Source organism: Staphylococcus sp. HMSC055A09, from assembly GCF_001809655.1.
Taxonomy (GTDB): domain Bacteria; phylum Bacillota; class Bacilli; order Staphylococcales; family Staphylococcaceae; genus Staphylococcus; species Staphylococcus capitis.
The window spans coordinates 234,917-247,660 of the sequence record NZ_KV798369.1; the positions used below are offsets into that span (position 1 = coordinate 234,917).

The window sequence follows — 12,744 nt, forward strand, 5'->3', positions numbered from 1 at the left end:
GAAACATGTAAGAGGATGAGAACTTTAGTAATTACGACATGTAATTAGTAGAGAACTAAATCTTCTAAAGTGTTTTAGGCTTTTTTAGTTAGAAAGTAGGGATTTATGATTAAACATTACGGTAAACTTATCTTTCCATCAATTCAGTTAAATGATGAAAAAGTTGCTCGTATTACGAAAGGCATTATTAAAAAAGAAGGACATTATTACTGTATTCAATGTGGTAATGAGGATAATAGTTATATGTCAAAGTACTATTCTCCCTTTTTGGACAAAGAAATTATTTACTGTAGGCGATGTATTCAATTGGGAAGGATAGATAGCATCACAGACTATAGAATTACCGAAAGTACACAATTAGCTACTGAAGGAGAGTTTGAATTACCATTTACATTGTCAAAGCAACAACAATATGCATCTGACGCTATCATTAAAGCTATAAAAAATTCTGAAAATCTCTTATTATATGCAGTGACAGGTGCAGGTAAAACAGAAATGATGTTTGATGGAATTAGCTTAGCACGGCAACTTGGACACAATGTGGCAATATTATCTCCTAGAGTAGATGTAGTTATTGAAATTAGTCATCGCATCAAAGAGGCTTTTAAAAACGAAGAAATAGATATTTTGCACCAGAAACAATCTCAAAAGTATAATGGGCATTTTGTTATCGCAACAGTGCATCAATTATATAGATTCAAACAACACTTTGACACTATTTTTATTGATGAAGTCGATGCCTTTCCATTATCTATGGATCCCAACCTCTCATTAGCAATCGATACCGCTTCTAAAACAATTCATTCTCATATTTATATGACAGCAACACCACCACGTCAACTTATTAAACAAATGTCTTCTAATAAAATAATTAAACTTCCAGCTCGATTTCATAGACAACCACTACCCGTACCTCGCTTTAAATATTTCAAATTAAACTCAACTCGAGTGCAACCCCAATTCATTCACCTTTTGCAAACGCAAATTAAACAACAACGGTATACTTTGGTATTTTTTAATCACATTGAAACTATGAAAAATGCATATCTAAGGTATCGATCTCATATTCCTAATCTCATCTGTGTTTATAGTGAAGACGTATATAGATTTGAAAAGGTAGAAGCACTTCGCCGTGGTGAGCACTCAATCGTTTTTACAACAACTATACTGGAAAGAGGATTTACCATGGCGAGGTTAGACGTTATTGTCATAAATGCAGAAACATTCTCTAAAGCGGCTTTAATACAAATCGCCGGACGTGTAGGGCGTAAAATAGAAGAACCAAATGGACTTGTACTATTTCTTCATGAGGGTGTCAGTCTATCAATGATGAGTGCTAAAAAAGATATTACAGAGATGAATCGTTTAGGTTATAAAAGAGGGTGGCTAGATGCGTAGATGTATACAATGTATGACACCATTGAAAGAAATTATTCATGTATATAATATTTTTAAACCGCCCACACCATTTTGTGAACGATGCGAACAATTGTGGAATAACATAAGAATAACTCATCTCGATGAAAGATGTTCTAGATGTCTTAATATAAAAACTTCTGATTCAAATGACTGTCTGGATTGTCAATTCTTGGAAAAGGAATTCAAATTGATGGATCAATTGTATTGTCAATATCGTTACCAAGGAGTAATGAAAGACGTGTTACAACAATATAAATTCATGAGAGACTATGAACTTTCTAATGTGTTATCTCAAAAACTGCAATTACCTCAAACAGATTATGATTATATTGTTCCGATTCCATCGCCATTTCAACGTGATGTTGAACGGACATTTAATCCTGTAGCTACAGTTTTAGATAAAATGGGGGTTGATTATGTGAATATTTTAGGAACAAATATACGCCCAAAACAGTCTGAGTTAGGTAAATTAGAACGTGCCAATGCTCCAAATCCGTTCTACGTAAAGGAAGAAGACATTGACATAGAGGGTAAAGTAATACTACTCATTGATGATATTTATACAACTGGATTAACAATACATCATGCAGGGTGTAAATTATTATCGTTAAATGTCAGAAAATTCAAAGTGTTTGCGTTTGCACGATAAACCAAACGTGGTAAAATATAAGTAAGCATTACCAATATAAGAGGTTAAAGGAGAGATTACTATGATTAGATTTGAAATTCATGGAGATAACCTCACTATCACAGATGCAATTCGCAACTATATTGAGGACAAAATTGGTAAGTTGGAGCGTTATTTTAATAATGTGCCAAACGCAGTAGCACATGTTAAAGTTAAAACTTATTCTAATTCAGCTACTAAAATTGAAGTTACTATTCCGTTGAAAGATGTGACATTAAGAGCTGAAGAAAGACATGATGATTTATATGCTGGCATTGATTTAATCACTGGTAAATTAGAACGACAAGTACGAAAATATAAAACTCGTGTAAATCGTAAACATAGAGATCGTGGAGATCAAGAAGTATTTGTGGCAGAAGTACAAGAAGCATCACCTGGGGAAGTAAGTGGTGCTGAAGAATCTGTAAGCGATAGCGAAATTGAAATTATCCGTTCAAAACAATTTAGTTTAAAACCAATGGACTCAGAAGAAGCGGTATTACAAATGAACTTATTAGGACATGATTTCTTCATCTTTACAGATAGAGAGACAGATGGGACAAGCATTGTTTACAGACGTAAAGACGGTAAATACGGATTAATCGAAACAACTGAATAAAATTTGTATAGACACATTGATTAATATGTGAAGTGATTAAAGAGGCTTTCTATTTTGTATTGATAGGAAGTCTCTTTTTAAATGGGTGATTTAGAGAGTGGTCAGATAGGCTACTCTTTTTTAATTTAAGGTTTTTTAGCTAATTAATTGTATAGAAATTTATTTTTTAGAAAATTCTTAATAAGATACACAAATATTTCACTTTTAATGCAAATAAATACTTGATTTTAATTTGTTATTAGAATAATACTATAAGTGAAATTATTAAATAATAATTTTAATAATTAAAACAATATGAAAGAGGTGAGAAATTATGCCAAAAATAACAATTCTTTTTTCTACGTGTATGATGTTGATGTCAATGTTGCTCTTTTATACACCCGTTAGTCATGCCCAAAGTCTATCCTCAAAACAAACTATGGTGAATCAGCAAAATCAAAATAATACTACTACACAATTCTCGGGAAATACTGATAATGCGAAGAAAGCTACTACAGATGATGAACCGTCGTTTGAAAACTCTAAAGTAAATCAATATATTATCCAACATCATCTTCAACATTCTCACGTTGTCAATGATCCACGTATGAACACTCTTCCAAAATTGGAATATAAGGAAGGTACTTATATTGGTGTTGTAATCCATGAGGTAGGGGAAGACCATCGATCTTTACAAAAATGGGTTGATAACATGTATGCAACATACAATACAGCATTTGTACACGCATTCGTTGATAATAATGAAATACATCTTACTGCACCTTCAAAATATTATGTATGGGGGGCTGGACCTAAAGCGAATCCATACTTCTATCAAATTGAACTTGTAAGAATGTATAACTTCGTAGATTTTGCGAAATCAGTGAATAACCAAGCATGGCTTGCAGCATTTATGTTAAAACAAAATGGAATAACTCCAACACTTGCTGACACAAATGAAGGAAAAGGTTCTGTTATCAGTCATAACGCGGTAAGCAGATACTGGGGCGGAACAGATCATGTTGATCCATATGAGTATTACGCAAGATGGGGTTACGATATGCAACAAATGTATGAATTAATTAAATACTACTATGATAATATGGCGTAAAATCGCATGATTGTAAAATACGTGTATTAGACTCGGCTAGAAGCTTATATTAGGCTTCTAGCCTTGTTCATTTTGTTTGCTCCTACAGTAAGTTTTTATTTTTGAGTTGTTTATTTGCATATACTACTTCACTAATCATTTAACCGTTAATTGATGGACACATATCTTTGATTATGCTAACGTGGTTTGACGATTCTAAAATTGTATAATTTCAATTTCAGTTATTTAAACTACGGTTTTTATAATATATTCAAAAATTATTTATTTATGACGAGAAAAAATTGTTTCTATCGTGTTAAAATAAATATGTTGTTGATTTATAGGGATAGCTACAATTGATGGTTGGATTATAGTCTAACTAGTCATAACTAACAAGAACTTCATTTTCAATGAGGAAAGTAACAAGGAAGATATTAGTAAGACTCAAGGTATGAGTATATAAGTATAATTTTAATGGTATTAATGATAAGATAAATTGTTGTAAGCCAAACAGTTTTAGCTAAAGGAGCGACGCATGTAATGGGATTTTTATCGAAAATTGTTGACGGCAATAAAAAAGAAACGAAACGCTTAGGTAAACTTGCAGATAAAGTACTCGCGTTAGAGGAAGATACTGCATTATTAACTGATGAAGAAATTCGTGAAAAAACTAAAGCGTTCCAAAAAGAATTATCCGAAATTGATGATGTAAAAAAACAAAATGATTATTTAGATAAAATTTTACCTGAAGCATATGCACTTGTACGTGAAGGCTCTAAGCGTGTATTTAACATGATACCTTATAGAGTACAAGTTATGGGTGGTATCGCGATTCATAAAGGCGATATCGCTGAAATGAGAACAGGTGAAGGTAAAACTTTAACAGCGACAATGCCAACTTATTTAAATGCGCTGGCCGGTCGTGGCGTTCACGTGATTACAGTCAATGAGTATTTATCAAGTTTTCAAAGTGAAGAGATGGCTCAATTATATAATTTCTTAGGTTTATCTGTTGGACTTAACTTAAATAGTAAGTCTACTGAAGAAAAGCGTGAAGCATATGCACAAGATATTACTTATAGTACTAATAATGAACTTGGCTTCGATTACTTAAGAGATAATATGGTGAATTATGCTGAAGAAAGAGTTATGCGTCCATTACATTTTGCAATTATTGATGAGGTCGATTCTATTTTAATTGATGAGGCGAGAACACCTTTAATTATTTCTGGTGAAGCTGAAAAATCTACATCATTATACACTCAAGCTAATGTATTCGCTAAGATGCTCAAAGCAGAAGATGACTATAATTATGATGAAAAAACAAAAGCCGTTCATCTAACTGAACAAGGTGCTGACAAAGCTGAGCGTATGTTTAAAGTAGACAATTTATACGACGTTCAAAACGTTGAAATCATTAGTCATATTAATACTGCATTAAGAGCTCATGTAACGTTACAACGCGATGTGGATTATATGGTTGTTGATGGCGAAGTACTTATTGTGGACCAATTTACAGGACGTACGATGCCTGGACGTCGTTTTTCTGAAGGATTGCACCAAGCTATCGAAGCTAAAGAAGGTGTTACGATTCAAAATGAATCTAAGACTATGGCATCTATTACATTCCAAAATTACTTCAGAATGTATAACAAATTAGCTGGAATGACTGGTACTGCAAAAACTGAAGAAGAAGAATTCCGCAACATATATAATATGACAGTAACTCAAATTCCTACGAATAAACCTGTCCAACGTGTTGATAAGGCAGATTTAATTTATATTAGTCAAAAGGGTAAATTTGACGCAGTAGTTGAAGACGTAGTTGAGAAGCATAAAAAAGGACAACCTATCTTATTAGGTACCGTGGCAGTAGAAACATCAGAATACATTTCTAATTTACTTAAAAAACGTGGTATCCGACATGATGTATTAAATGCGAAAAACCATGAACGCGAAGCGGACATCATTGCAAACGCTGGTCAAAAAGGTGCTGTAACCATTGCGACAAACATGGCTGGTCGTGGTACAGACATCAAACTTGGCGATGGTGTTGAAGAACTTGGTGGACTCGCTGTTATAGGTACTGAACGTCATGAATCTCGTCGAATTGATGACCAGTTACGTGGTCGTTCAGGACGTCAAGGTGATAGAGGTGACAGTCGTTTCTATCTATCACTTCAAGACGAATTAATGGTTCGTTTTGGTTCAGAACGTTTACAAAAAATGATGAATAGACTTGGTATGGACGATTCAACTCCGATAGAGTCTAAAATGGTTTCAAGAGCTGTTGAATCTGCTCAAAAACGTGTAGAAGGTAACAACTTTGATGCGCGTAAACGTATCCTTGAATACGATGAGGTGTTACGTAAACAACGTGAAATTATTTATAATGAACGTAACGAAATTATAGATAATGAAGATAGCTCTCAAGTAGTCAATGCTATGTTACGTTCAACATTACAACGTTCAATTAACTATTATGTTAATGAAGATGATGATAATCCTGATTATGCACCGTTTATAAACTATGTGAATGATGTCTTTTTACAAGAAGGAGACTTAGCGGAGTCTGAAATCAATGGTAAGGATTCTGAAGACATCTTTGAAGTTGTTTGGGCGAAAATAGAAAAAGCTTATGAGCGTCAGAAAGAAAAATTAGGCGATCAAATGAGTGAATTTGAACGAATGATTTTATTACGTTCTATCGATAGTCACTGGACAGATCATATCGATACAATGGATCAATTACGTCAAGGTATTCACTTGCGTTCATATGCACAACAAAACCCTCTTCGCGATTATCAAAACGAAGGCCATGAACTGTTTGATATTATGATGCAAAATATTGAAGAAGATACTTGTAAATATATCTTAAAATCAGTAGTACAGTTTGAAGATGATATTGAACGTGAAAAAACAAAAGATTTAGGTGAGGGTAAACATCTAACTGCTGAAGATGGTAAAGAAAAAGTAAAATCTCAACCCATTGTAAAAGGTGATCAAGTAGGGCGAAACGACCCATGTCCATGTGGCAGTGGTAAAAAGTACAAAAATTGCCATGGACAAGCATAAATCAACACTAAATGTTGCAATGTTCAATAATAAAGACTGAGGCATATTCTAATGGCTCGGTCTTTATTATTATTTTCTTGATACTAATGTCGTGACTTCAAACTTTTTAAGTTTGAATGTTAATTTTCATAAAGATGAATTTCATGTAAGATATAGTATGATAAATGCTAAAAGCGCTAAACATTCAGTAATAGGAGAGAAAATCAATGGAATTATCTGAAATTAAACGTAATATAGACGAATATCAAAATAATTTAAATCAAATTAGGGGGTCTCTTTGACTTAGAGAATAAAGAGACTAATATCCAAGAATATGAAGAGATGATGGCAGATCCAAACTTCTGGAATGATCAAAATAAAGCTCAAGAAATTATAGATAAAAATAACGCTTTAAAGTCGATAGTGAATGGGTATCACAATTTAGCCAATGAAGTTGATGATATGAGTGCAACTAGAGAATTGTTACAAGAAGAATATGATGAAGATATGAAAGAAGAACTTGAGAATACTGTCATTCAATTTAAAGATAAAATGGATCAATTTGAATTGCAATTACTTCTGGATGGGCCACATGATGCAAATAATGCCATACTTGAACTTCATCCAGGCGCCGGAGGAACTGAATCACAAGATTGGGCGAGTATGTTACTAAGAATGTATCAACGTTATTGTGAACAAAATGGCTTCAATGTTGAGACGGTGGACTATTTACCGGGTGACGAAGCAGGCGTAAAAAGCGTAACGCTATTGATTAAAGGTCATAATGCTTATGGTTACTTAAAAGCAGAAAAAGGCGTGCACCGATTAGTCAGAATCTCACCATTTGATTCCTCGGGTAGACGACATACGTCGTTTGCCTCTTGTGACGTGATTCCAGATTTCAATAATGATGAAATTGAAATAGAAATTAATCCGGATGATATAACGGTTGATACCTTTAGAGCTTCAGGAGCTGGTGGTCAGCATATTAACAAAACAGAATCAGCGATCAGAATTACTCACCATCCTACAGGTATTGTAGTCAATAACCAAAATGAACGTTCGCAAATTAAGAACCGAGAAGCAGCAATGAAAATGTTAAAATCTAAGTTATACCAACTAAAATTAGATGAACAAGAACGTGAAATGGCTGAAATTCGTGGTGAACAAAAAGAAATTGGGTGGGGAAGTCAAATACGATCTTATGTTTTCCATCCTTATTCAATGGTTAAAGACCATCGTACAAATGAAGAAACTGGTAAGGTTGATGCAGTCATGGATGGCGATATTGGGCCATTTATAGAAGCTTATTTAAGAAAAGAAATGGACAATGAAGAAGTTTAATAATTTAAGTTCCTCATTTATTAGTGTTAGTGACTAGTAAATGAGGTTTTTAATTTAATAAACATTAAGTAGGTAATGTTTTGTGTAATAAAATATCTAATAATAATATGTAATATGCAATTTATAATATTACCACATATAGTTTCAAACTTAGAAAAGTAACCCTTTACACCGTTATTGTAAAGATAGTTAGCGTTTTATATCGTGTTTTTGTAATCATTCTCTTTTTACTGTTATATTACATCGCTATAACATTAAACATCTCAAGCTTGGGGTGTGCTATATTTGAACTTGTAAATTTAAGAACAAACTAGCAAAGGAATGACAACTAGATGAAAAAAACGCTAACTGTAACTTTAAGTTCGATTGCAGCATTTTTTGCAATCAACACTGCAGCTAACGCTCAAGAATCAGAGGCGTCTCAACAGGACGTAAATTCACCAGACGTTGTTACAACGAATCAATCTAATTTAGGAACATATATAGTTAAAGCAGGAGATTGTTTATATAATATCGCAGTAGAACACGGCATCACTTTAGAACAATTATATACATTAAACCCAGGAATCCAACCGCTTATTTTCCCTGGTGATAAAATAGTTGTTTCAGAGAGTGGCGTTAATCCATCACAATTTGAAAGTGAAGAAATCTCTATTCCGCAAACTACATTTGAGTCAACTTCAACTGATGAATCAGGTGTTACTTATGAAAATTATGAAACACCAATCAATTTTTCTCAAACTTCTTATGATGGTTTAAGAAGTATTTCGAATGCAGGTAACCTATATACTGATGGACAATGCACTTACTATGCATTTAATCGTCGTGCTGAATTAGGAAAACCAATTGGTAGTTTATGGGGCAATGCTAGCAACTGGGCAGCATCTGCTAGCCAAGCTGGATTCAATGTAAATAACACACCTGAAGTAGGAGCTATATTCCAAAGCGCTCCTGGACAAAATGGTGCTGGTGCGTATGGACATGTAGGCGTTGTTGAGTCAGTAAATCCTAATGGTACATTAACTGTTTCTGAAATGAACTGGAACGGTGGCGTAAACGTTAAATCATATAGAACAATTTATAATCCAGGTTCTTACAATTATATTCACTAAAAGACTAAATTATAAAAGTGAAAAAGAAAAAATTAATATATGTATTTTAAACAAGGCTGTAACAGTGTTTATTGTTACAGCTTTTTTATTCAAGTTACACTATATGTCATCAACTTAATAAGTAAGCGATTTAAACTCTTATTGAAATTTAATTATCAAACAAGGATATTCTAAGATATATGCAAACTAGAATCTCTTACCTTTATAAAAAATTAATATATAAAAATATGAATTTACTTTCAATAATAAAATGGATTGATATAATAACTATAAGTAATTAGACAAATTTCGTTTACAGGGAGGTATCGTGATATGGGTGTACATCAATATTTTAAAAGACTTTCTGATTTAGAAAAATTAATAAGACTACCGGGTAAGTTTAAATATTTCGAACATAATGTCGCTGCCCACTCATTTAAAGTGACTAAAATTGCCCAGTATTTAGCAACTGTTGAAGAATATTATGGAAATGAAATCAATTGGAAAAGTCTATATGAGAAGGCGTTAAATCACGATTTCGCGGAAGTTTTTACCGGTGACATTAAAACCCCTGTTAAATATGCAAGCAGAGAATTAAAGAAACTATTCTCCCAAGTAGAGGAAGAAATGGTAGATACATTCATAAAAGAGGAGATTCCTGAACAATATCAAAAAGTATACAGAGAACGACTACAAGAAGGTAAAGATGATTCTTTAGAAGGTCAAATTCTCTCAGTGGCAGACAAAATTGATTTATTATATGAAACTTTTGGAGAAATTCAAAAACGTAACCCAGAACCTTTATTCTTTGAAATTTATGAAATGAGTCTAGAGACAATTATTCAATTTGATCATTTAAATTCAGTAAAAGACTTCATAGATAATGTTATTCCTGAAATGCTTACAGAAAACTTCATTCCAAGAACTGAGTTACGTGAAACGACTATGACAATCTTAAATAGAAGAAATGGGTGACGATAATGATTTGGTATGCATGTGCCGCCTTTTTTCCTTGTATATTAGTGGTATTATTTAGTGTTGTCACTAGAAGTAAATGGATAGGTACATTATTAACGCTAATATTAATAGGTACTTCGATTTATAAAGGTTTTTTTCATAACGAATGGATTATATTTATAGATGTAGTGAGTCTTCTAGCAGGTTATTTAATCATTGATAAATTGAAATTTCATAAGAATCAAGATGATTCTAGTTAGGAAATATCAATATATAGAAAGCGTAAACAAATCTTTTGAAGGTTACAGAAGATTGTTTTATAGTATCTTTAAACGAGAAAGACTTAAATTAAATAACTTTTTAAACAAGCATGGTGTTTCACTATGTTTGTTTTTATTTTCAAAAAATCTCAAGCGAACAAACGTTTGCTTTAGTCGTTATAAATTTGTTAGAATAATACATAATGAAACTTAAGACTATAAACGTGAGTGTTAAATTTTAAATGAGTGAGAAATTAAATAGGAGGCGTATGTCAGAATGGTTGAACATGTTCCATTTAAGTTGAATTCTGAATTTGAACCACAGGGGGATCAACCTCAAGCGATACAAAAAATTGTTGATGGTGTGAATAATGGAAAACGTCATCAAACTTTACTTGGTGCGACAGGAACAGGTAAAACATTCACTATGAGTAACGTCATCAAAGAAGTCGGTAAACCTACATTGATTATTGCACACAATAAGACATTAGCTGGGCAACTTTATAGTGAGTTTAAAGAATTCTTCCCTGAAAATAGAGTAGAATATTTTGTAAGTTATTACGATTATTATCAACCAGAAGCTTATGTTCCATCAACTGATACTTTCATAGAAAAGGACGCCTCCATCAATGATGAAATTGACCAATTACGTCATTCGGCTACAAGTGCGTTATTTGAACGCGATGATGTAATAATTATTGCTAGTGTAAGTTGTATTTATGGTTTAGGTAATCCGGAAGAATATAAAGACTTAGTAGTTAGCGTTAGAGTTGGAATGGAAATGGATCGCAGTGAATTGCTACGAAAATTAGTAGATGTTCAATATACACGTAATGATATTGATTTCCAACGTGGTACTTTTAGAGTGCGTGGAGATGTTGTAGAGATTTTTCCTGCATCTAGAGAAGAAATGTGTATTAGAGTAGAGTTCTTTGGAGATGAAATTGATCGCATCAGAGAGGTCAATTATTTAACTGGTGAAGTGATACGTGAACGTGAACATTTTGCTATTTTCCCAGCCTCTCACTTCGTAACTCGTGAAGAAAAGATGAAAGTTGCAATTGAACGAATTGAGAAAGAATTAGAAGAAAGACTTAAAGAATTACGCGATGAAAATAAATTATTAGAAGCTCAGCGACTTGAACAGCGCACGAATTATGATCTCGAAATGATGCGTGAAATGGGCTTCTGTTCAGGTATTGAGAATTATTCTGTTCACCTTACATTAAGACCTTTAGGCTCTACACCTTTTACATTGCTTGACTATTTTGGAGATGATTGGCTTGTAATGATTGATGAATCACACGTTACTTTACCACAAATTCGTGGTATGTATAACGGTGACAGAGCTCGTAAACAGGTGCTTGTAGATCATGGGTTCCGTTTACCAAGTGCACTTGATAATAGACCTCTAAAATTTGAAGAGTTCGAAGATAAAACTAAACAACTTGTATATGTTTCTGCTACACCTGGACCTTATGAATTAGAACATACTGATGAAATGGTTGAACAGATTATTCGTCCAACTGGCTTACTCGATCCTAAAATCGACGTTAGACCAACTGAAAATCAAATTGATGATTTACTCAGTGAGATTCAAGAACGGATAGATAGAGATGAACGTGTGTTAGTAACAACATTAACTAAAAAAATGAGTGAAGATTTAACCACATATATGAAAGAAGCGGGTATTAAAGTTAACTATTTACACTCTGAGATTAAAACATTAGAACGTATCGAAATTATTCGGGATTTGCGTATGGGAACTTATGACGCTATTGTAGGGATTAACCTGTTGAGAGAGGGTATTGATATACCTGAAGTGTCTCTAGTAGTTATACTTGATGCTGATAAAGAAGGATTTCTACGATCAGATCGTTCTTTAATTCAAACAATAGGTCGTGCTGCACGTAATGATAAAGGTGAAGTTATTATGTATGCAGATAAAATTACTGATTCAATGCAATATGCAATTGATGAAACGCAAAGACGTCGAGATATTCAAACGGCGCATAATAAGGAACACGGTATAACTCCTAAAACGATTAATAAGAAAATACATGATGTTATTAGTGCTACAGTAGAAAGTGATGAAACTAATGATCAGAAACAAACAGAACTACCTAAGAAAATGACTAAAAAAGAAAGACAAAAAACTATTGAAAATATAGAAAAAGAAATGAAAAAAGCAGCTAAAGATTTAGACTTCGAGAAAGCAACAGAATTAAGAGATATGTTATTTGAATTAAAAGCAGAAGGGTGAC

At 33.1% G+C, this 12,744-nt stretch carries 10 protein-coding genes; all 10 read left to right on the forward strand.

All coding sequences use genetic code 11. The annotated features are described in order from the left end of the window. Positions 1-105: 105 nt before the first annotated feature. The 10 genes from HMPREF2642_RS06720 to uvrB all read left to right on the forward strand — a co-directional run bounded on the left by HMPREF2642_RS06720 (position 106) and on the right by uvrB (position 12,743). The gene (locus HMPREF2642_RS06720) at positions 106-1,398 is read left to right on the forward strand and encodes a DNA/RNA helicase (protein ID WP_037582567.1); all 1,293 of its coding nucleotides are present in this window, start codon (positions 106-108) and stop codon (positions 1,396-1,398) included. Next, positions 1,391-2,068 carry a ComF family protein gene (locus HMPREF2642_RS06725; RefSeq protein ID WP_030064727.1) on the forward strand — a complete coding sequence of 226 codons (678 nt, stop codon included), beginning with the start codon at positions 1,391-1,393 and terminating at the stop codon, positions 2,066-2,068. Before HMPREF2642_RS06720 ends, HMPREF2642_RS06725 begins: the two co-directional genes overlap by 8 nt. 61 nt (positions 2,069-2,129) lie before the next feature. Further along, complete coding sequence (hpf, locus tag HMPREF2642_RS06730) at positions 2,130-2,705, forward strand: ribosome hibernation-promoting factor, HPF/YfiA family (RefSeq protein WP_023350658.1); 576 nt, start codon at positions 2,130-2,132, stop codon at positions 2,703-2,705. Positions 2,706-3,018: 313 nt separating this feature from the next. After that, complete coding sequence (locus tag HMPREF2642_RS06735; protein WP_030062663.1) at positions 3,019-3,795, forward strand: peptidoglycan recognition protein family protein; 777 nt, start codon at positions 3,019-3,021, stop codon at positions 3,793-3,795. 519 nt (positions 3,796-4,314) lie between these two features. Then, positions 4,315-6,849 carry a preprotein translocase subunit SecA gene (secA, locus tag HMPREF2642_RS06740; RefSeq protein WP_023350656.1) on the forward strand — a complete coding sequence of 845 codons (2,535 nt, stop codon included), beginning with the start codon at positions 4,315-4,317 and terminating at the stop codon, positions 6,847-6,849. 206 nt (positions 6,850-7,055) lie between these two features. Further along, positions 7,056-8,172 (forward strand): peptide chain release factor 2 gene (gene prfB, locus HMPREF2642_RS06745; RefSeq protein WP_096389352.1). Its coding sequence is split into 2 segments (ribosomal slippage): positions 7,056-7,127 and positions 7,129-8,172, totalling 1,116 coding nucleotides; the frame shifts between segments, so codons are not numbered across the junction. Between the two features lie 332 nt (positions 8,173-8,504). Next, entirely contained in the window at positions 8,505-9,284 is a 780-nt protein-coding gene (locus tag HMPREF2642_RS06750; protein WP_023350653.1) for a COG3942 and LysM peptidoglycan-binding domain-containing protein, read from the forward strand. Positions 9,285-9,596: 312 nt separating this feature from the next. Then, positions 9,597-10,238 (forward strand): YfbR-like 5'-deoxynucleotidase, encoded by a 642-nt coding sequence (locus HMPREF2642_RS06755; protein ID WP_002433218.1) that lies wholly within the window; start codon positions 9,597-9,599, stop codon positions 10,236-10,238. Positions 10,239-10,243: 5 nt separating this feature from the next. Then, positions 10,244-10,480, forward strand: coding sequence for a CsbA family protein (locus HMPREF2642_RS06760; RefSeq protein WP_049428760.1), 237 nt, complete (start codon positions 10,244-10,246; stop codon positions 10,478-10,480). A 277-nt stretch (positions 10,481-10,757) separates the two neighbouring features. Next, on the forward strand, positions 10,758-12,743 hold the full coding sequence (gene uvrB, locus HMPREF2642_RS06765; protein ID WP_002433232.1) for an excinuclease ABC subunit UvrB: 1,986 nt from the start codon (positions 10,758-10,760) through the stop codon (positions 12,741-12,743). The last annotated feature ends 1 nt before the right edge of the window (position 12,744 follow it).

What these genes read in the sequence shown, in the direction of transcription:
- HMPREF2642_RS06720 (WP_037582567.1), top strand. Translation starts at nt 106, where the DNA reads ATGATTAAACATTACGGTAAACTTATCTTTCCATCAATTCAGTTAAAT.
- HMPREF2642_RS06725 (WP_030064727.1), top strand. Translation starts at nt 1,391, where the DNA reads ATGCGTAGATGTATACAATGTATGACACCATTGAAAGAAATTATTCAT.
- hpf (WP_023350658.1), top strand. Translation starts at nt 2,130, where the DNA reads ATGATTAGATTTGAAATTCATGGAGATAACCTCACTATCACAGATGCA.
- HMPREF2642_RS06735 (WP_030062663.1), top strand. Translation starts at nt 3,019, where the DNA reads ATGCCAAAAATAACAATTCTTTTTTCTACGTGTATGATGTTGATGTCA.
- secA (WP_023350656.1), top strand. Translation starts at nt 4,315, where the DNA reads ATGGGATTTTTATCGAAAATTGTTGACGGCAATAAAAAAGAAACGAAA.
- HMPREF2642_RS06750 (WP_023350653.1), top strand. Translation starts at nt 8,505, where the DNA reads ATGAAAAAAACGCTAACTGTAACTTTAAGTTCGATTGCAGCATTTTTT.
- HMPREF2642_RS06755 (WP_002433218.1), top strand. Translation starts at nt 9,597, where the DNA reads ATGGGTGTACATCAATATTTTAAAAGACTTTCTGATTTAGAAAAATTA.
- HMPREF2642_RS06760 (WP_049428760.1), top strand. Translation starts at nt 10,244, where the DNA reads ATGATTTGGTATGCATGTGCCGCCTTTTTTCCTTGTATATTAGTGGTA.
- uvrB (WP_002433232.1), top strand. Translation starts at nt 10,758, where the DNA reads ATGGTTGAACATGTTCCATTTAAGTTGAATTCTGAATTTGAACCACAG.